The sequence below is a fragment of the Streptomyces sp. enrichment culture genome (assembly GCF_964273255.1).
Taxonomy (GTDB): Bacteria; Actinomycetota; Actinomycetes; order Streptomycetales; family Streptomycetaceae; genus Streptomyces.
Genome location: NZ_OZ186835.1, coordinates 3,263,002 through 3,282,959, shown reverse-complemented (window position 1 = coordinate 3,282,959; position 19,958 = coordinate 3,263,002). Strand labels below are relative to the sequence as shown.

16 protein-coding genes are annotated in these 19,958 nt (G+C 72.0%); 8 read left to right on the top strand and 8 right to left on the bottom strand.

Annotated features, from left to right (window positions below; genetic code table 11):
- Positions 1–162: 162 nt before the first annotated feature.
- Positions 163–2,463 (bottom strand): transglycosylase domain-containing protein, encoded by a 2,301-nt coding sequence (locus tag ACSU53_RS14010; RefSeq protein ID WP_437027761.1) that lies wholly within the window; start codon positions 2,461–2,463, stop codon positions 163–165.
- An 820-nt stretch (positions 2,464–3,283) separates the two neighbouring features.
- Between ACSU53_RS14010 and wblA the strand changes: the two genes are divergently transcribed.
- Positions 3,284–3,622, top strand: a complete 339-nt coding sequence (gene wblA / locus ACSU53_RS14005) for a transcriptional regulator WblA (RefSeq protein WP_437033195.1) — start codon at positions 3,284–3,286, stop codon at positions 3,620–3,622.
- A gap of 386 nt (positions 3,623–4,008) precedes the next feature.
- Here wblA and ACSU53_RS14000 read toward each other — a convergent pair whose 3' ends face one another.
- A complete protein-coding gene (locus ACSU53_RS14000) occupies positions 4,009–5,592 on the bottom strand; it encodes an ArsA family ATPase (protein ID WP_437027759.1) in 1,584 nt (527 codons plus the stop codon).
- Positions 5,593–6,139: 547 nt separating this feature from the next.
- Positions 6,140–7,117, bottom strand: a complete 978-nt coding sequence (locus ACSU53_RS13995) for an ArsA family ATPase (protein ID WP_437027757.1) — start codon at positions 7,115–7,117, stop codon at positions 6,140–6,142.
- Positions 7,118–7,411: 294 nt separating this feature from the next.
- Here ACSU53_RS13995 and ACSU53_RS13990 point away from each other — a divergent pair, with 294 nt between their 5' ends.
- The 4 genes from ACSU53_RS13990 to ACSU53_RS13975 all read left to right on the top strand — a co-directional run bounded on the left by ACSU53_RS13990 (position 7,412) and on the right by ACSU53_RS13975 (position 10,342).
- Positions 7,412–7,573, top strand: coding sequence for a DUF4177 domain-containing protein (locus ACSU53_RS13990; protein ID WP_003975360.1), 162 nt, complete (start codon positions 7,412–7,414; stop codon positions 7,571–7,573).
- The gene (locus ACSU53_RS13985; RefSeq protein ID WP_437027756.1) at positions 7,570–8,037 is read left to right on the top strand and encodes a RidA family protein; all 468 of its coding nucleotides are present in this window, start codon (positions 7,570–7,572) and stop codon (positions 8,035–8,037) included. The genes ACSU53_RS13990 and ACSU53_RS13985 overlap by 4 nt, the downstream gene beginning before the upstream one ends.
- 569 nt (positions 8,038–8,606) lie before the next feature.
- Positions 8,607–9,515, top strand: a complete 909-nt coding sequence (locus ACSU53_RS13980) for an NUDIX hydrolase (RefSeq protein ID WP_437027754.1) — start codon at positions 8,607–8,609, stop codon at positions 9,513–9,515.
- Complete coding sequence (locus tag ACSU53_RS13975; RefSeq protein WP_437027752.1) at positions 9,512–10,342, top strand: MBL fold metallo-hydrolase; 831 nt, start codon at positions 9,512–9,514, stop codon at positions 10,340–10,342. Before ACSU53_RS13980 ends, ACSU53_RS13975 begins: the two co-directional genes overlap by 4 nt.
- Positions 10,343–10,643: 301 nt before the next feature.
- Here ACSU53_RS13975 and ACSU53_RS13970 read toward each other — a convergent pair whose 3' ends face one another.
- Positions 10,644–11,318 carry a Crp/Fnr family transcriptional regulator gene (locus ACSU53_RS13970; RefSeq protein ID WP_164334673.1) on the bottom strand — a complete coding sequence of 225 codons (675 nt, stop codon included), beginning with the start codon at positions 11,316–11,318 and terminating at the stop codon, positions 10,644–10,646.
- Between the two features lie 536 nt (positions 11,319–11,854).
- On the opposite strand from ACSU53_RS13970, the gene nth reads away from it, so the two are divergent.
- The 3 genes from nth to ACSU53_RS13955 all read left to right on the top strand — a co-directional run bounded on the left by nth (position 11,855) and on the right by ACSU53_RS13955 (position 15,308).
- A complete protein-coding gene (gene nth, locus ACSU53_RS13965; protein WP_437033193.1) occupies positions 11,855–12,934 on the top strand; it encodes an endonuclease III in 1,080 nt (359 codons plus the stop codon).
- Positions 12,935–13,292: 358 nt separating this feature from the next.
- A complete protein-coding gene (locus ACSU53_RS13960; protein ID WP_437033191.1) occupies positions 13,293–13,985 on the top strand; it encodes an NUDIX hydrolase in 693 nt (230 codons plus the stop codon).
- A gap of 123 nt (positions 13,986–14,108) precedes the next feature.
- The gene (locus tag ACSU53_RS13955) at positions 14,109–15,308 is read left to right on the top strand and encodes a MarP family serine protease (protein ID WP_437027750.1); all 1,200 of its coding nucleotides are present in this window, start codon (positions 14,109–14,111) and stop codon (positions 15,306–15,308) included.
- A 640-nt stretch (positions 15,309–15,948) separates the two neighbouring features.
- Here ACSU53_RS13955 and ACSU53_RS13950 read toward each other — a convergent pair.
- The 4 genes from ACSU53_RS13950 to nhaA all read right to left on the bottom strand — a co-directional run bounded on the left by ACSU53_RS13950 (position 15,949) and on the right by nhaA (position 19,514).
- Positions 15,949–16,149, bottom strand: a complete 201-nt coding sequence (locus tag ACSU53_RS13950; protein ID WP_437027748.1) for a hypothetical protein — start codon at positions 16,147–16,149, stop codon at positions 15,949–15,951.
- 148 nt (positions 16,150–16,297) lie between these two features.
- Positions 16,298–17,263 (bottom strand): alpha/beta fold hydrolase, encoded by a 966-nt coding sequence (locus ACSU53_RS13945; RefSeq protein WP_437027745.1) that lies wholly within the window; start codon positions 17,261–17,263, stop codon positions 16,298–16,300.
- Positions 17,260–17,748, bottom strand: coding sequence for a phage holin family protein (locus tag ACSU53_RS13940; RefSeq protein WP_432054548.1), 489 nt, complete (start codon positions 17,746–17,748; stop codon positions 17,260–17,262). Before ACSU53_RS13940 ends, ACSU53_RS13945 begins: the two co-directional genes overlap by 4 nt.
- Positions 17,749–18,077: 329 nt before the next feature.
- Entirely contained in the window at positions 18,078–19,514 is a 1,437-nt protein-coding gene (gene nhaA / locus ACSU53_RS13935) for a Na+/H+ antiporter NhaA (protein ID WP_437027743.1), read from the bottom strand.
- Between the last annotated feature and the right edge of the window lie 444 nt (positions 19,515–19,958).

Genomic DNA, 19,958 nt, shown 5'->3' with positions numbered 1-19,958 from the left:
CTTCGGCTCGGCGGGGTGAGCCGCCCCCGCGCGGGAGGGAGGCCGCCGGCAGTCGGCCGGCACCGGCTCTGACCACCGCTGTCCCAGCACCGCGGCCCGCCGCGCTCGAGCGCGACGGGCCGCACAGGTCCGCACCGGATCCGTTGTCCGGTCACGGCAGGGTCAGCGCCGGCCTCCCGGGCCCTGGCCGGGACCCTGGATGAAGCCCTCCGGGATGGAGAAGGTCGGGTCCGGCTCGCCGCCGCGGCCGCCGGGGCCACCGTTCCCGCCGCCGTTGCCACCGTTGCCGCCGCCGATCAGGCCGCCGATGAAGCCGCCGTTGTCACCGTTGTTGCCGTCCTCACGGTCCTCACGGTCGTCCTCGTCGCGGTCCCGGTCGCGGTCGTCCTTGCGGTCGTCCGGGATGTGGACGACGTTGAAGTCGGGGGCTTCCTTGCCCTCCAGGGCGCCGTTCATCATGTCGCGCCAGATCGGGCCGGGGACCTGGCCACCGAACACCTTGCTGTGCCAGGTGCCGCCGATGGAGATGTTGACCATCCTGCGCTTGTGGGCCGGGTCGCCGACCCAGACGGCGCCGGCCATGTTCGGGGTGTATCCCACGAACCAGGCGGCGTAGCGGAAGTCCGTGGTACCGGTCTTGCCCGCACTGGGACGGCTGCCGAGGCCGGCCTGCGTACCCGTACCGTCCTCGACCACGCCGCGCAGCAGCGTGTTGATGGTGTCGGCCGTCTTCTCGGACATCGCGCGCGAGCAGGTCGACTTCGGGACCGGCAGCGACTTGTTCTTCTCACCGACCCGCTGGCTGATCGACTCGATGGCGATCGGCGTGCAGTGCATGCCGCGCGCGGCGAAGGTGGCGTAGCCGTTCGCCATGGTCAGCGGGGACATCTCCTGGGTGCCGAGGGCGATCGACGGCGCCTGCTGCATCTTTCCGCCGTCGGCGCGCTCGACGCCCATCTTCTCGGCCATCTTGGTCACCGGGCAGATGCCGATCTCGCTGATCAACTCGATGTAGTACGTGTTGACCGACTTGGCGGTGGCCTCCTTCATGCTGTAGGGGCCGACCTCCGACTCGTTCTCGTTCTCGACCGGGACGCCCTTCTCGTTCCACGTCCGGCCGTCGCACGCCGCGACCGGCGTCGGGTAGTCCATCTTGTACGGCGAGGCGTACGACTTGGTCGGGGCCATCCCGCCCTCGATCGCGGCCGCGGCCACGATCGGCTTGAACGTCGAACCGGGCTGGTAGCCCGCGCCGCCGCCCATGGCGTCGTCCACCGACAGGTTGATCGTCGTCTCGTTCTTCTTGACGTCGATGCCGTACGGCCGGGACTGCCCCATCGCCAGGATCTTGCCGGTGCCGGGCTCGACGATCGTGGCGGCGGTCGCCACCTCGTCCTTCTGGTTGACGTGGTTCTTGACCGACGCCTGGACGGACTCCTGGGCCTGCGGGTCCAACGTGGTGCGGATGGTCAGGCCGCCGCGGTTCCAGATCTTGGCCCGGTCCTCCTTGGTCTTGCCGAAGACCGGGTCGTTGAGGAACACCTCGCGCACGTAGTCGCAGAAGAAGCCGGCGCCCTTGGCCGCGGTGATGCAGCCGTTGTTCGGCTTGCTGACCTTGAGTCCCAGCGGGGCCTCGGCAGCCTTGTCCGCCTGCTCCTGGGAGACGTCGCCGACCTCGGCCATCCGCTGCAGGACGATGTTGCGCCGCTTCGTGGCCTCCGCCTCGTCGTTGACCGGGTCGTAGCGGCTCGGCGACTGGACGATGCCGGCCAGCAGGGCCGCCTCGTGCAGTTCCAGGTCCTTGGCGGACTTCGAGAAGTACCGCTGGCTGGCGGCCTCCACGCCGTAGGCCTGCTGGCCGAAGAAGGTGATGTTCAGGTAGTTCTCGAGGATCTTCTTCTTGCCCAGCTCCTCCTCGACCTGGATCGCGAACTTCAGCTCGCGGATCTTGCGGCCCAGGGTCTGCTGGGTGGCCTGCGCGACCTTCGTCGGGTCGTCGCCGGCCTCCTCGACGAACACGTTCTTCACGTACTGCTGCGTCAGCGTGGACGCACCCTCGGCGACACCGCCGGTCTGCGCGTTGCGGTTGAGCGCGCGCAGCACGCCCTTCAGGTCGACCGCGCCGTGCTCGTAGAAGCGGGAGTCCTCGATCGCGATGATCGCCTTCTGCATGTACGGCGAGATGTCCTTGAGGTCGACCACCGTGCGGTCGCGCTCGAAGACGGTCGCGATCTGTCCGCCCTTGGCGTCGAGGATCGTGGTGCGCTGGCTGAGCGGTGGTGTCTTCAGGTTGGCCGGGAGCTCGTCGAAGCTCTCGACCGATCCCTTGGCGGCGAGGCCGAGCGCGCCGACGGCGGGCAGCGCGAGGCCGGCCAGGACCGCTCCTGCGAGGACACTGACACCGACGAACTTGGCGGCCTGCTGTGTGGGTGACAGACCACCGCCCGAGCGCTTCTTTGGCATGAGTGCAGCCTAATCCGTAGTGATAAGCATTCCGCAGGAGCTGGGGTCCGTCGGAGCGTTCGCGTACCGGACCGTGACATCCGGGCGGGGCAACCGGGCCCGCGCGACCTGGTGCGGGGCCGGCGGACGGAGGGGCAGCGGGGTGCGGTCGTGGTGTGTGCGCCCGGTATGGCGAAGTTGTGAGGAATGCGTGAGGGGTGGCGGGGGTGGTGCGCTGGTACGCCTTGCGCCAGGTGGGGGTGGGTGCGCGTGCGGCGGCGGGCGGGGGGCCCTGCGGGTTCGACGGCGGCACGCCGGCCGGTGGTGTTCGAGGGCGGCACGCTGAGCCGGTGGTGCGTGTCGGAACCGTCGCGGGAAAGCGGTGCTCGGTGCTCGGCGACGGCTGGATCGACGGCATGACGACGTCAGGCGTCTACGTTCTCATTCGCCGGACAACCGGACAGGCGTTGGCCTAAGCTGCTCTCAACTGTCACAGCAGTGAGGCCAGGTATCAATACGTCCGGCGACCCCGAATCGTTCCGGATCTGCTCGACTTTCTTGTCGGGGCGTGTTGGGCGTGGGTCCGGATCCGCCTCGTGTGTCACTTGGTGCCCGTTGTGACGCCCCACAACCGCCCTGGATTGCCTGGAATGCCGCGCATGTCGCCAGCTCACTCCCCCGGGTGATCTGCCGTTTACCCATAGTCCGTTCGGACCATTCAAGATTGGGCCCGCTGGGGGTGTTGCGCTGTGCTCGCCTTCCGTAACGTCCTCAACTGGCGGCGGTGAATATGCCGCTGCCGCCGTGGGGGAGCCTCGATTCGGGAGAGGACGGCGCCGGTATGGGCTGGGTTACCGACTGGAGTGCGCAGGCCGCCTGCCGCACTACTGATCCGGATGAACTGTTCGTTCAGGGAGCAGCGCAGAACAGGGCCAAGGCAGTGTGCACCGGATGTCCGGTACGCACGGAGTGCCTCGCCGACGCGCTGGACAACCGCGTCGAGTTCGGCGTGTGGGGAGGCATGACGGAACGTGAGCGCCGCGCACTGCTGCGCCGGCGGCCGACCGTGACCTCCTGGCGCCGCCTGCTGGAGACCGCGCGCATGGAGTACGAGCGCGGCGCAGGTGTCGTGGCGCTCGGTGAGGACGAGGTGTACGAGAACTACGCGGCGGTGGGCTGACGGCCGAGGACCCTCGGGGGGTCCTCGGCCCGGGTTCCATCCGGTGGCACCCGCCTGCGCCTGCGCCTGTCGCATGGTCCACAGGTGTGGGCCGCCGTTGACGTCCGTCACGGTCCAGCGTCGTCCGTCGTGTCCGTGGGGCCGGGAGCGGTGTGTGGGTGCGGCGTTCGCCCGGCGTGCGTGACCGTGGCACCCGGTGGAGCGACCCGGCCCGCCCGGCCGCGTAGCAGGCCGTCAGTCAGGTGCCGCCCTCCTGGCATGCCGTCGGACCGGGGCTTTCAGCCGGACGGCGGGCAGTGGCGGCGGACGGCGGGCGGTACGCGTCTCGTCGGCCGCGCACCGCCCCAGCCGGTTCCCGGTTCCTTCACGTGTCGGGCGCACGAGGGTCAGGCGGGCGTCCCGGGCAGCTCCGGCCGGACGGCCGCGAGGCGGTCACCGATGTCCCGCAGCCCCGCGAGGTCGTGCACGTCGCCGGGCAGCGCGGCCACCTCCGTCACCGCCACCTCCGGGTGGAGCGCGGTGAAGCGGTCACGCGTCCGCTGCTCACGCGAGAGCAGCTGCATGCGCTCGGCGTGCAGCCTCAGCAGCCCGGCGGCGAGCCGGTCGACGGACCGCTCGTCAGAGGTCTGCGGGTCAGGAGCATGCCCGCCGGAAGCCTGCCCGTCAGAAATCCGTTCCTCGGTCGTCTGCTCCTCGGTGGTCTGCTCGTCGGAGGCCCCGTGCGCGGGGGTGTCCTCACCGTCGGCACGGCTGCCCTCGTCGTCGGCGATCGCGGCGTCGTCCGTGGTGTCGTCCGCGACGGCGGGGGAGCCTGGGGCGCGGTCGGCATCCACTGTTGCGGCTCCGGTAGCGGGAGAGGAAACCGGAGCCCCTGGACTGGCCGAATGGTCTGGGTGTGCTGAACTGTCGTACGGGTCGGGGGAGTTACGAAGAGAGGCTTTCCCGTCCTCCTGATCCACAATGCCGGAGTCCACAAGATTTTCCGCGGCGGCCAGCGCCCGCTCCGCGGACAGTGAGTCGGCGCCGCTGCCGTGCACCCGGTTGAGGACCAGACCGGCGAGCGGCATGTCCTCCGCCGCGAGCCGTTCGACGAAGTACGCGGCCTCCCGCAACGCGTCCCGCTCCGGCGCGGCCACCACCAGGAACGCCGTGCCGGGCGCCTGGAGCAGCTTGTACGTGGCGTCCGCCCGCGTCCGGAACCCGCCGAACATGGAGTCCATGGCCGCGATGAACGTCTGGACGTCCTTCAGCAGCTGACCGCCGAGCAGCTTGCCCAGGACGCCGGTCATCATCGACATGCCGACGTTGAGGAACTTCATGCCCGCCCGGCCGCCGACCTTCGCCGGGGCCAGCAGGACCCGGATGAGCCTGCCGTCGAGGAAGGACCCGAGCCGCTTGGGCGCGTCCAGGAAGTCCAGTGCGGAGCGGGAGGGCGGAGTGTCGACGATGATCAGGTCCCACTCGTCGCGCGACCGCAGCTGCCCCAGTTTCTCCATCGCCATGTACTCCTGGGTGCCGGCGAAGCCCGCGGAGAGCGACTGGTAGAAGGGGTTGCCCAGGATCGCGGCGGCCCGCTCGGGATCCGCGTGCGCCTCGACGATCTCGTCGAAGGTGCGCTTCATGTCGAGCATCATCGCGTGCAGTTCGCCGCCGGCGGAGTCGTCGATGCCCTTGACCCGGCGCGGGGTGTTGTCGAGCGAGTCGATGCCCATGGACTGGGCGAGGCGACGGGCCGGGTCGATCGTGAGGACGACGACCTTGCGTCCCCGCTCCGCGGCACGCAGCCCGAGCGCGGCAGCCGTCGTCGTCTTGCCGACACCGCCCGAACCGCAGCAGACCACGATCCGCGTGCCCGGGTCCTCGAGCAGGGGGTCGACGTCCAGCGTGCGCGTGGGCGACAGGTGACGACGGGCCGCATCGGGCGCGTGCGCGTCCGCGCGGCCGGGCTGCGGCTCCGGACTACGGCTCATGACATCCCCTGCTTCTGCTTCCGGTAACTACGGCTGACTGCGGTCCCGGCCTCGGTCCCCGTCCCGGACCGGCTGCCGATTCCGGCTCCGGACCGGCCGCCGACTTCGGGGCCGATTCCGGCCCTGGACCGGCCGCCGACTTCGCTGCGGGCCCCGGCCCCGGGTCCGGGCCCGGTCCCGCTTCTCTTCCCGCTCCTGTTCGCGTTCCCGTTCCTGTTCGCGTTCCGGTTCCCGTTCTCGTTCCCGTTCTTGCGCTCGGCCCTGCTCGTGGTCGTGGCCGTGCTCCCCGGTCCGGCTCCGGTCACCGGGCCGTGACCCGGGCCGTTGCCGGTGGCGCCGTACCCGGTGCCGACGGCTCGGGCGACCAGGCCGGCCAGGGCTCCCAGGTGGTCCAGGGCGCCGAGGTCAGGGGCGTCCAGGGGGTCCGGGGCGCACGGAGCCGGCCAGGCGCCCCTCGAGCGCCGGGTACCCCGGGTGCCCCACGTGCTGGCTGGGCCGGCGTACGGGTGCCCGTCACCGGCCGGGCTCGCGTAGCCGAGGGCACGCGTCATGACACGCCCTGCCCGCGCAGGGTCCGGGCCAGCTGGTACAGGCCCGCCAGGTCCATCCCCTCCGCGAACAGCGGCAGTTCGTGCAGCGGCAGGCCGAGGTCCGCCAGGACGGCGCGCTGCTCCGTCTCCAGCGCGAACCGCTCGGCGTACTCCTCCGCCTGGGCGACCAGGGGGTCCACCAGCCGCTCGGCGTGCCCTCCGCGCCGCGCACCGCCGAGGCCGGCGGACGACAAGGACCGGGCGAGGGAAGAACGCGGGACCGTCTCGATGAGTTCCAGGTCCGCTTCCTGAAGCACCCTCGGCCGGACCATGTTCACGATGACCCGCCCCACGGGCAGCCGCGCCGCGCGCAGTTCGGCGATGCCGTCCGCGGTCTCCTGGACCGGCATCTCCTCCAGCAGCGTCACCAGGTGCACGGCCGTCTCGGGAGATTTCAGGACCCGCATCACGGCCTGTGCCTGATGGTGTATCGGCCCGATCTTGGCGAGTCCGGCCACCTCGTCGTTGACGTTGAGGAAGCGGGTGATGCGACCGGTCGGCGGAGCGTCCATCACGACGTAGTCGTAGACGAACCGTCCGGCACGGTCCTTGCGCCGCACCGCCTCACAGGCCTTGCCGGTCAGCAGGACGTCACGCACACCGGGCGCGATGGTGGTCGCGAAGTCGATCGCGCCGAGCTTCTTCAGGGCTCTCCCGGCGCTGCCCATCTTGTAGAACATCTGGAGGTAGTCCAGAAGGGCCCGTTCCGCATCGATGGCGAGTGCGTACACCTCCCCGCCCCCGGGTGCGACGGCGATCTTCCGCTCCTCGTACGGCAACGCCTCCGTTTCGAAGAGCTGTGCGATGCCCTGGCGGCCCTCGACCTCGACGAGGAGCGTCCGCTTCCCCTCCGTGGCCAGGGCCAGCGCGAGGGCCGCGGCCACCGTGGTCTTGCCGGTACCGCCCTTGCCACTGACGACCTGGAGCCTGCTCACGCCTTCGAGCCTAAATGCTCCGCGCGCGCCCCGGCGGCTCCGGGTGGCAGTTGCCACACCACGCGTCCCCCTCCCCTCCCCGGTCCCCGGACACCCGGGCGGCGAGCCACGACCCGTGTGCGGCGTGCGCCGTGCCGCCGCTCGGTCCCGCCCGCGACGGGCGCCCGGCGCAGGCGCCGGGACGGTGCCGTCCCCGCCGTCCGGGGGCCGGCTGCCCCTGGCCGTGCCCTCCCTCGGCCTCCCTCGCGCTCCCGTCGCGTGAGGGCGCACACGGCAGGGGCTAGAGTCGGCGCCATGACCAAGTGGGAATACGCGACTGTGCCGCTGCTCGTCCACGCCACGAAGCAGATCCTGGACACCTGGGGCGAGGACGGCTGGGAGCTCGTCCAGGTCGTGCCCGGGCCGAACAACCCCGAGCAGCTGGTGGCCTATCTGAAGCGGGAGAAGCAGGCATGAGCGCGGTCGAGGCGAAGCTCGCCGAGCTCGGCCTGAGCCTGCCGGAGGTCGTCCCTCCGCTCGCCGCGTACCAGCCTGCCGTGGTGTCCGGACGGTACGTCTTCACGTCCGGCCAGCTCCCCATCGTGGACGGCGAGCTGCCGCTCACCGGCAAGGTCGGCGGAGAGGTGACGCCGGAGGAGGCGAAGGGCCTGGCCCGCACGTGTGCGCTGAACGCCCTCGCCGCCGTCAAGTCCGTCGCCGGTGACCTGGACCGCGTCGCCCGTGTGGTCAAGCTGGTGGGCTTCGTGGCCTCCGCGCCGGACTTCACGGGCCAGCCCGGTGTCATCAACGGCGCCAGCGAGCTGCTGGCCGAGGTCCTCGGCGACAAGGGCGTCCACGCCCGCAGCGCGGTGGGTGTCGCGGTCCTGCCGCTGGACGCACCCGTCGAGGTCGAGGTCCAGGTGGAGCTGACGGAGGCGTAGGCCCCCCGTTCCCGCTCTCGGAAACCCGGTTCCGCGTCGGCCGGGGCACCGGGCCGCGTCGCCCGCACAGCGGTGAGGGCGCGGGGCCCGGCGCCGCCGAGCGCGGGACCGGAGCCGGGCCCGCAGCCCGTTCGACCGGGACCCGGCCGTCCGTGCCGTCCCCGCCGCCGCCCATGCCTCCGCGCCTCCACGGCGCCCGGGCAGCCCACGGCGCGGACGCCCGTCGTCCCGGTAGCCGCACGGCCGCGCCCTCGCCGCGCCCTCGCCGCGGCCTCGCCGTCCCGCATCCGGCCGACGCGTCGCCCCCGGGGGCGTGCCGGGCAAGCGACTCCGCCGTTCCGCTCCCTTCTCTTCTCCTCCTCCTCTCTTCCCTCCCCTTCCCTCTTCCCTCCCGCTTTCCGTTCCCGTTCGCCCTGGGACCGCGCCCGGGCAGGGCCCCTGGCGCACCCTCGCCCTCCCGCGCAGCCGGCCGCCCTCCCGCGCAGCCGGCCGGAGCCGCCCGAGGCCCCAGGTCACCCCCGACCCGAGGGGCACTCGAACATCCGCCCGCCACGGGATAGCCTCCGCCCATGGCGAATGTGCAGGCCGACGGGCAGTGGTACCCCCCTGAGTGGCCGGACCGGATCCGTGCGCTCACGGACGGCAGTCTCACGCCGGTCGTGCCCAAGCGGGCGGCCACCGTCATGCTCCTGAAGGACACCGGCACCGGCCCGGTGGTCCACATGCTGCGCCGACGCGCCTCCATGGCGTTCGCGGGCGGTGCCTACGCCTACCCCGGCGGCGGGGTCGACCCCCGGGACGACGACCGTCAGGTGCGCTGGGCGGGGCCTTCACGGGCCTGGTGGGCCGAGCGGCTCGGCGTCGACGAGACGGCGGCCCAGGCGATCGTGTGCGCGGCCGTGCGGGAGACGTACGAGGAGGCCGGGGTGCTGCTCGCCGGCCCCACACCGGACTCCGTGGTCGGGGACACCACCGGCGACGACTGGGAGGCGGACCGGGCGGCGCTGGTCGCGCGGGAGACCTCCTTCGCCGAGTTCCTGGACCGCCGCGGGCTGGTGCTCCGCTCGGACCTGCTCGGCGCATGGACGCGCTGGATCACGCCCGAGTTCGAGTCGCGCCGTTACGACACCTGGTTCTTCGTCGCCGCGCTCCCGGAGGGCCAGCGCACCCGCAATGCCTCGACCGAGGCCGACCGCACGGTGTGGATCACCCCGCGGGAGGCGGCCGCCGGCTACGACCGGGGCGAGCTGCTGATGATGCCGCCCACCATCGCCACCCTGCGCCAGCTCATGGAGTACGACACGGTCGCGCAGGCGCTCGCCGGAGCGCCCGAACGGGATCTCACGCCGGTGCTGGCCACCGCGCGCCTGGAGGAGGGGCGGATCGTGCTCTCCTGGCCCGGGCACGACGAGTTCACCAAGCTGATCCCGAGCGCTCCGGCCGCCCCGGACGTTCCGAACGGTGGAGCCGCCGTATGACGGACGCCGCAGCCCTCCCCGGCCAGCCGCGCGGCGGAGTCCTCTCCGGACCGGCCACCGACCGCGCCGTCAACGTCCTGGCCCCCAACGCCTCGGCCATGACGCTCGACGGCACCAACACCTGGATCCTGTCCGAACCCGACTCCGACCTGGCGGTCGTGGTCGACCCGGGCCCGCTGGACGAGGGCCACCTGCGGCACGTCGTCGGGACGGCCGAGCGGGCCGGCAAGCGCGTCGCGCTCACCCTGCTGACGCACGGCCACCCCGACCACGCCGAGGGTGCCGCCCGCTTCGCCGAGCTGACCGGCACGAACGTGCGGGCGCTGGATCCGGCGCTGCGGCTGGGTGACGAGGGTCTGGCCGCCGGGGACGTCGTCACGGTGGGGGGCCTGGAACTGCGCGTGGTCCCCACACCGGGGCACACCTCGGACTCCCTCTGCTTCCACGTGCCCGCCGACCGCGCGGTGCTGACCGGCGACACGGTCCTGGGCCGCGGCACGACCGTCGTGGCACACCCCGACGGCCGCCTCGGCGACTACCTGGACTCGCTGCGCCGACTGCGCTCACTGACCGTGGACGACGGCGTCCACACGGTCCTGCCGGGGCACGGACCCGTCCTGGAGGACGCCCAGGGAGCCGTGGAGTTCTACCTGGCACACCGCGCCAACCGCCTGGCTCAGGTGGAGACGGCCGTCGAGAACGGCCACCGCACCCCGTCCGAGGTCGTCGCCCACGTGTACGCCGACGTGGACCGCTCGCTGTGGCCCGCGGCGGAGCTGTCCGTACGGGCGCAGCTGGAGTACCTCCAGGAGCACGGTCTGATCTGAACCGTCCGGCCTGGGCGGAACGGCCGGTCGCTCCCGGGCGCACAGTTACGGGCCCCGCGACGGCAGGCGCGCCGTCCGACCGCGGGTGGTCGGCCTGCGCGCGCAGGAGTCGGGGGCCCGTAGGCCGGACGGGTGAGGTGCCGGTGACGGCACGGCCCCGTCGACGGCATGCGAGGCATCAGCAGCAGCCACCGGCATCACGCAGGAACCGCCGGGAGCAGCGGGAGAGCTGCCGCGAGAGCTGTCGGGAGCGGCAGGAGTCGCTGGAGCAGCAGGGGAGCTGCCCACCGCCCCGGGAACGTCAGCGCGAGCGCTTGGCGAGGCGCTCGACGTCCAGGAGGATCACCGCACGGGCCTCCAGGCGGAGCCAGCCGCGCTGGGCGAAGTCCGCCAGCGCCTTGTTGACCGTCTCGCGCGAGGCGCCGACCAGCTGGGCCAGCTCCTCCTGCGTCAGGTCGTGCACGACGTGGATGCCCTCCTCGGACTGCACGCCGAAGCGGCGGGAGAGGTCCAGCAGGGCGCGCGCCACGCGGCCCGGGACGTCCGAGAAGACCAGGTCCGACATGGCGTCGTTGGTCTTGCGCAGGCGGCGGGCGACGGCCCGCAGCAGTGCCGTGGCGACCTCGGGGCGGGCGCTCAGCCAGGGCGTCAGGTCGTTGTGGCCGAGACCGAGCAGCTTGACCTCGGTCAGTGCCGTCGCCGTCGCGGTGCGGGGACCCGGGTCGAACAGCGACAGCTCGCCGATCAGCTCACCGGGGCCGACGACGGCCAGCATGTTCTCGCGGCCGTCGGGCGAGGTGCGGTGGAGCTTGACCTTGCCCTCGGTGACCACGTAGAGCCGGTCACCCGGGTCGCCTTCGTGGAACAGTGAGTCGCCCCTTGCCAGGGTCACCTCACTCATGGAGGCGCGAAGCTCCGCGGCCTGCTCGTCATCGAGCGCCGCGAAGAGCGGGTTCCGCCGCAGAACGTCGTCCACGAGTTCTCTCCTTGTCGACCTGCTCAGGGGATCATGTTCCCCCTTGTACCAGGGGACCGTGGTGCCCATTTTGCCGGACAGTCCAAACAGTGTGATCTGTCACAAGGATGCCGCACCGTGCTGCCGGGGTACGCGGCAGGGGTCCAATTGGGCGCCGATCTTCGGGGTCCGGGGCGGATGTCGGTGTCGGGCCGTAGGCTGGCCGGGTGTCCAAATCGCCGGTGAGAGCACAGGCCGAGGGGGCTGCGCGGGTGGAGGTACGTCGTGATTCCGCTGTGGGCGAACAGGGCCCCGATGGCGGAAGGAAAACCGCGGAACCGGCCGAAGCGGCCACGCAGGAGCGGGTGAAGAAGACCGCTGCGAACAAGGCCACCGCGAAGAAGACCGGTGCGAAGAAGGCCACCGCGAAGAAGACCGGTGCGAAGAAGGCCACCGCGAAGAAGACCGGTGCGAAGAAGGCCACCGCGAAGAAGACCGGTGCGAAGAAGGCCACCGCGAAGAAGACCGGTGCGAAGAAGGCCACCGCGGAGAAGGCCGTGGCGAAGAAGACCGCTGCGAAGAAGCCCGCTGCGACGAGGCCGGCCGCGAAGAAGACCGCAGCCGAGTCACCGGCGAAGAAGGCACCGGCGAAGAAGGCACCTGCGCCCAAGAAGGCACCTGCGCCCAAGAAGGCGCCCGCGGCGAAGAAGGCGCCCGCCGGGAAGGCCCCGAAGGCTCCCACTGCCAGGAAGGCGCCGCCGGTGAAGAAGGCGCCGGCCGCCAAGAAGCCGGTGGTGGCGCCGAAGAAGGCGGCCGTCGCCGTCGAGGGCGCGGAGACCAGGACGGTCGTCGCCCCGCCCCGGGGCGAGTCCCGCACCGCGCTGGTGCGACGTGCCCGGCGGATCAACCGCGAGCTCGCCGAGGTCTACCCGTACGCCCACCCGGAGCTGGACTTCGAGAACCCCTTCCAACTCGTCGTCGCCACGGTGCTGTCGGCGCAGACCACCGACCTGCGCGTCAACCAGACCACCCCGGCGCTCTTCGCGAAGTACCCCACCCCCGAGGACCTGGCCGCGGCCAATCCGGAGGAGGTGGAGGAGATCCTGCGCCCCACCGGCTTCTTCCGCGCCAAGACCAAGTCGGTCATAGGACTGTCGAAGGCTCTGGCGGAGGACTTCGGCGGTGAGGTGCCGGGCCGGCTGGAGGACCTGGTCAAGCTGCCCGGCGTCGGCCGCAAGACCGCCTTCGTCGTGCTCGGCAACGCCTTCGGACGCCCCGGCATCACCGTGGACACGCACTTCCAGCGCCTGGTGCGCCGTTGGCGCTGGACCGACGAGACCGACCCGGACAAGATCGAAGCGGCCGTCGGCGCGCTTTTCCCCAAGAGCGACTGGACGGACCTCTCGCACCACGTGATCTGGCACGGCCGCCGGATCTGCCATGCCCGCAAGCCCGCCTGCGGTGCCTGTCCGATCGCACCGCTCTGCCCGGCGTACGGCGAGGGCGAGACGGACCCGGAGAAGGCTCGGAAGCTGCTGAAGTACGAGAAGGCCGGTCTGCCGGGCCAGCGCCTGAACCCACCGCAGTCGTACCTGGACGCGGGAGGCCGTCCCGCTCCGCCACTGGGTGCCGGGTGACGCGGCATCCGTGCCGGCGGCCCGCGGAACGAAAGCGGGTGTGCCGGGCGTTGACCCTGGCGGAGGCGGCCACGGCCGCTCAACCGGACGCGGGCATCGGTGCGGAGGTGGACGTGGGCGATGTGAGCGACGTGGCCCAGGTGAGCGGCGACGGGCGTCCCCGAGGGCACGGACCAGGGGCCGGGGCGGCGCGGCAGCCCGATGCGCCGGGTGCCGTACTCCGGCACGCCCCGCGGCGGTCACCGCACGACGGTCGGCCGCACCCGAGAGGGTGCCCACCGCTGTACGCCCACGGGGACGCGCAGGCGGAGGGGCGCCCGGACCGGAACGGCGGACCCGGACGACGGGGGTGGCGAAGATGCAGGTGAGCGGGGCCCGGGACGACCGGGTGGGGCTCCGTAAGGAGGGGCTGCCCTCTTGGCTGGACCCGGTGGCGCAGGCGGCCGAGACGGTCGCGCCGAGGCAGCTCAGCCGGTTCCTGCCCCCGGAGGACGGCGCAGGCCGCCAGTCCGCCGTGCTGGTCCTGTTCGGCGAGGGACGACGCGGGCCCGAGCTGCTGCTGATGGAGCGCGCAAGTTCCCTGCGGTCGCACGCGGGCCAGCCGGCCTTCCCCGGTGGTGCCCTCGACCCCGAGGACGGTGATCCGCAGGCCGACGGGCCGCTGCGGGCCGCGCTCCGTGAGGCCGAGGAGGAGACCGGGCTGGACCCGACGGGTGTGCAGCTGTTCGGGGCCCTGCCGAAGCTGTACATCCCCGTCAGCGGCTTCGTCGTCACGCCCGTGCTGGGCTGGTGGCGTGCCCCGAGCCCGGTGGGGGTGGTGGACCCGAACGAGACGGCGCGCGTCTTCACGGTCCCCGTGGCGGATCTCACGGATCCGGACAACCGGGCCACCACGGTCCACCCCAGCGGCTATCGCGGTCCGGCATTCCTGGTCGAATCCGCCCTGGTGTGGGGCTTCACGGCCGGAATCATCGACCGGCTGCTGCACTTCGCCGGGTGGGAGCGCCCGTGGAACCGGGACAAGCAGGTCCCGCTGGACTGGCGGTCATGACAGGCTGTTCGCCGTGCCGTGCTCTTCGGGGGCCTGCGACGACGGTGGTGAGTCCGCCCCGCCCTCGCTTCCGGATTCCGGCCGTGGGCAAGCGACCGGAATGACGAGGCGAGGCTTGAATCGGTGAACGTGCTGGACATCCTGCTGCTGGTCGCCGCCGTGTGGTTCGCCGTCGTCGGCTACCGCCAGGGGTTCGTCGTCGGCATCCTCTCGGTGATCGGGTTCCTGGGCGGCGGTCTCGTCGCCGTCTACGCCCTGCCGGTCATCTGGGACGCGCTCACGGACAACGCCGAGGTCAGCACCACCGCCGCCGTCGTGGCGATCGTCGTCGTCATCGTCTGCGCCTCCGTCGGCCAGGCCCTGACCACCCATCTCGGCAACAAACTGCGCCGCCACATCACCTGGTCCCCGGCCCGCGCGCTGGATGCCACCGGCGGCGCCCTGGTCAACGTGGTCGCGATGCTGCTGGTGGCCTGGCTGATCGGTTCGGCTCTCGCGGGGACCACGCTGCCGACGCTCGGCAAGGAGGTCCGCAGTTCCAAGGTGCTGCTCGGCGTCTCACGGGCGCTGCCCGACCAGGCCGACACCTGGTTCGCCGACTTCTCCTCCGTCCTCGCGCAGAACGGCTTCCCGCAGGTCTTCAGCCCCTTCGCCAACGAGCCGATCAAGAACGTCCGCCCGCCCGACCCGGCGCTCGCGGGCAGCCCGGTGGCCCTGCGTGCGCAGCGGTCCATCGTGAAGGTCATGGGCACCGCCGAGCGCTGCGGCAAAGTGCTGGAGGGCACCGGCTTCGTCTTCGACGAGCGCCGTGTCATGACCAACGCGCACGTCGTCGGGGGAGTCGAGGAACCCACCGTCCAGATAGGCGGCGAGGGCCGGAGGTACGACGCGACGGTCGTCCTCTACGACTGGGAGCGCGACATCGCCGTCCTCGACGTGCCCGATCTGAAGGCGCCCGCGCTGCGGTTCACGACCGAGGACGCGAGCAGCGGCGACAGCGCGATCGTCGCCGGGTTCCCCGAGAACGGTGCGTACGACGTCCGGTCGGCCCGGGTGCGCGGCCGGATCACGGCCAACGGCCCGGACATCTATCACCGGGGCACCGTGCGCCGTGACGTCTACTCGCTGTACGCGACCGTGCGGCAGGGCAACTCCGGCGGTCCCCTGCTGACGCCCGAGGGCGAGGTCTACGGCGTGATCTTCGCGAAGTCGCTGGACGACGCCGAGACGGGGTACGCGCTGACGGTGGACGAGATCGAGGAGGACATCGCCAAGGGGCGCACCGCGAACCAGCAGGTCGACAGCGACAACTGCGCGCTGTAGCCGACACGGAGAAGGCCGATCCGACGGCCGGGCGATCTGACGACCGGGCGGCCGCGCGGCCGGACGGCCGGACGTTCCGGCAACCGTGCGGCCAGACGTTCCGGCCACTGTACGACCGGGCCTTCCGGCGACCGGCGACCGGCGACCGAAGGTCCGGAGCTCGTGTCGCAGGCGCCCGGATGTCCTGCGCGTTCCCGGAGCGGAATCCGCGCCAGGGCACAGAAACTGGCCAGGCATTGGGCCCTGCCGGGGAGACACGAAAGCCACCGCACCGCGTGACGCGTGCCCACGGAGCGGCGCCCATCTTCGAACTCCAGGAAGCCTGCTGACGCCCCCTCGGACACCCTGACCCTTGCCGCCTCAGGCTGCGGCGGCAGAGGTGACACGATCACCGGCAGGTCCAGCAGGTCCAGCACGCCTGGCAGGTCCGGCAGGTCCGGCAGGACCCCGCCGCCGTGCGTTCTAGCGAGCCCTCCGTGAGGCGTTCCGTTTGCGGCGCACGATCAGCGCGTTGTGCTGCTGCACGGCAGTGCGCGGGAACAGGCCCGGAGGGGGCCGGCCGCGTCGGTCGTGCGTGTGCGCGGGGCCTTACGGGGGTGCGGAGGGGGGCGTCGGGACGCCCGGGTGATCGAGCGGGCGGTCAGCCGCGTGGTTGGCGCAGACGGACGGAGACCCAGCGCGCCCGGCGGCGCAGGATGCGTGGAATGCCCACCCGGGGGTCCGTACCTGCCACACCCGCCACACCTGCCATCTGCGGTGCACCGCCTCGCTGGTGAGAGCCCACACCGCTCGCCGAACGGCGATTGCGGCCTGCGTCACTGTAGTCGTGCGTCCAGCCCATACCCGGACGTCTGCCCCCGCCCCATGGTCGATAACCGCTTCCTGCGCGCCCAATTGGCCTATGCGCCGGGCAAGTGGCCGTTCGTGGAGCAGGTGTTCAGGGGAACGTGCGAGAAGTGCGGTAGAACGTGCCGGGAGTGTCGGTGCGGTTACCGATCGGGTTCCGGATCCTTCAGCCAATTGATCAGTTCGGTGGAGAAGGCGACCGGATCCTCCTCGTGCGGGAAGTGCCCGAGCCCGTCGAACAGCCGCCAGCGATACGGAGCTTCGACGTACTGCCCGGAACCGGCCGCGCTCCTGGTGCGCACCACCGGGTCGAGCGAGCCGTGGAGATGCAGGGTGGGCACCCGGACCGGGCGCTTCATCCTGCGGTTGAACTGGATGCCGTCCGGGCGGGCCAGCGAGCGCACCATCCAGCGGTACGGCTCGATGGAGCAGTGGGCCGTGGAGGGGATGCACATGGCGCGGCGGTAGACGTCCAGCGCCTCCTCGTCGGCCGGGCGCGGCCCGGACCACTCGCGGATGAGCCGGGCGACGAGGGCCCCGTCGTCGGCGGTGAGCTGCCGTTCGGGGACCCAGGGCCGCTGGAACCCCCAGATGTGGGAGAGCGCGGCCGACTGGCGGACATCGGCCACCAGGGCCGAGCGCCACCGACGCGGATGCGGCATGGACGCGACCGTCAGCCGCCGGACGAGCTTGGGCCGCATCGCGGCCGCCGTCCACGCCAGGAACCCGCCCAGGTCGTGCCCGACCAGGGCGGCGTCCGGCTCGCCCAGGGAGCGGATCACTCCGGTGATGTCGAGCGCCAGGTTGGCCGGGTCGTAGCCGCGCGGTGTGCGGTCGCTGCCGCCGACGCCCCGCAGGTCCATGGCGACGGCTCGGAAGCCGGCGTCGGCGAGCGCCGTCATCTGGTGCCGCCAGGTCCACCAGAACTGCGGGAAGCCGTGCAGCAGGAGCACCAGCGGGCCGTCGCCGGCTTCCGCGATGTGGAAGCGTGCGCCGTTGGCCGCGACGTCCCGGTGGGTCACCCGGGCACCGCCGGGCAGGTCGATGCGCACGACCGAGGCGGGTTGCGTCGAGGGGGACTGCGCCGGTGGCGTGGAGGGGCCCGTCATGAGGACGAGCGTGCCACAGCCTCGATGGCTTCGGGGCCCCGGTTCTCGGGCAGGGCGGGCCGCGGGTGCGGCTTCGCCTTCTGCAGCACGCCCGCCGTCTCCTTCATCGAGGCGGCGACCTTCTGCGGTCCGCGGCCCTTCTTCGCCTTCTTCGCGAAGACCACGCCGATCAGGACGAGCACCAGCGCGACGAGCACGTTCGCGGCGAAGGACAGCAGGAAGCAGAGGGCGAGGTTCCACTTGCTCCAGGTGTGGATGCCGTACGCCAGTGCGAAATTCAGCATCGGCAGGGAGAACACGAGGATCAACCCGGCCAGCGACATCGCCCCGCCGCTGGCCGCTCCCCGCTTCACGTCCTGCTTGAGCTGCGCCTTCGCCAGCGCGATCTCGTCGTGCACCAGCGCCGACATTTCCGCCGTCGCCGAGGCGAACAGCTGGCCGACGCTGCGTTCGGCGCCGACCGGGCTGCCGTCGGGTGCGCTCATCGCGGTCTCCCTCTCCTGCGTACGTACTGCGTGCCGTGGCCACGGTGCAGTCTGCCGTCCGACGGTCCGTGTCGGGTGAAGCCGGGCCGGTCGGCCGTCCGTCCGGTCCTTCCGGCCCGCCTCCGCGAGCCGGTTGTCCGTCCGGTCCGTCCGGCCGCGACGTCCCGGTGGGGCCGTCCCGGGCGTACGCACCGGTGGGTCCGTCCGGTCCGCCGTTCGGCGTCCGTCGCACTCCGACCGTTCCTGCCTGGCTGCGAGCATTCGTGCCCGAGGGCGGACCGCTTGCTGCCGGACCGGTGTGCTCCCGACGTTTGTACCGTCTCGTCAGATCATGCCGGACCGTCGTGCTCCTCGCCTGCCCCGCCCGCCACTTCGGCAAGCCCGTGGCGCGCCGCGGCCTTCTCCTCGGCGAGTCGCCGGTGCTCCTCGGCCTTCCGTTCGTGGATCTCCGCCATGCGCACGTGGTACGCCGGGTCGTCCTCCTCGTAGATGTCCGGCACGCCGCTCTGGTCCTCGTCGCGGTTCTCCGCCTCCTCCAGCCTGCGGTACTTGGCGTTGCGCAGCTTCAGCAGCACGGTGGCGATGACGGTCGCGATGAGCGAGCCGGTCAGGACGGCGGCCTTGACCCCGTCCGTCATGGACGCGTCGCCGGAGAAGGCGAGTTCGCCGATGAGCAGGGAGACGGTGAAGCCGATGCCGGCCAGGGTGGCCACGGCGAAGATGTCCGGCCAGGCGAGGTCGTCGCTGAGGGAGGCCCGGGTGAAGCGGGCCGTCAGCCACGTCCCGCCGAAGATGCCGAACGTCTTGCCGACGACGAGGCCGAGCACCACGCCGAGGGTCTCCGGAGTGGTGAACACGTCGGCGAGTGCCCCGCCGGAGACCGTCACCCCGGCGCTGAACAGGGCGAACAGCGGCACCGCCAGACCCGCCGACACGGGCCGGACCAGGTGCTCCACCCGCTCGCCCGGGGAGGCCTCCTCACCCTCGCGGCGGTGACAGCGCAGCATCAGGCCCATGGCGACACCGGCGATGGTCGCGTGGATGCCGCTGTTGTACATCAGCCCCCAGACGACCAGCGCGAGGGGAACGTACACGTACCACCCGCGGACGCCCTTGCGGAGCAGGAACCAGAAGAGGGCCAGGCTCAGGGCGGCGCCGCCGAGCGCGGCGAAGTTCAGGCTTTCGGTGAAGAAGACCGCGATGATCAGGATCGCGAACAGGTCGTCCACGACAGCGAGCGTGAGCAGGAAGGCGCGCAGGGCGCTCGGCAGGGACGTGCCGATGACCGCGAGGACGGCGAGCGCGAAGGCGATGTCCGTGGCGGTGGGCACCGCCCAGCCGGCGAGGGATCCGCCGCCGGCCGAGCTGGTGATCGTGTAGACGATCGCCGGTGCGGCCATGCCGCACAGGGCGGCGACGACCGGGAGCGCGGCGGCCCGGGGGTCGCGCAGGTCACCCGCGACCAGTTCCCGCTTGAGTTCGACGCCGGCGACGAAGAAGAAGATCGCGAGCAGCCCGTCGGCGGCCCAGTGGGCGACGGAGAGGTCGAGACCGAGCGCTTCCGGGCCGAAGTGGAAGTCGCTCACACTCGTGTAGCTGTCGCTCAGTCCGGGAACGTTCGCCCAGACCAGGGCGGCGACGGCGGCGAGCAGCAGCAGGACCCCGCCGACGGTCTCGGTCCGCAGCGCGTCCGTGATGAAGGTCCGCTCGGGCAGGGAGAGGCGTCCGAAGGCCTTGCCGGGGCGGGGGGTGCGGGGTGCGGTCACGGGGTGGTCCTCTGATCGGTGGGCAGCACGATTCGTGTGCCGACCAGACTTCCCGGCGCTCCATGAAACCGCTGCGAGCGCGGTTTTTGGCTACTGTAACCAACGCGCCGATCGGGTGCACCGGTGGGTGGCGGAGCACACTGCCGGACGCCTCACGCGTCCACGCTCGGGTCGCGCCGCAGGCAGCGCGCTCTTCACCCGGCCCACACCCGGTTCCCCGGCCCGGTGGCCGGGCCCTCGCGGGGCGATGCCGGCCGGCGCGGTCCGGCGGGCGCGAGTCATCGGCCCGCCCTCCCGTCCGTCCTCCCGTCCTCCCGTTCTCCCGTCCGGGCGCCGGTGCCTGACGCCCGGACGGCCCGTGCGCGTAGCGCGGCGTCCGTGTGCGGTCCGTACGCGTCGGGCGGCACCCGCTCCCACAGCGCCCCGCTGCAGCAATTCCTCGAC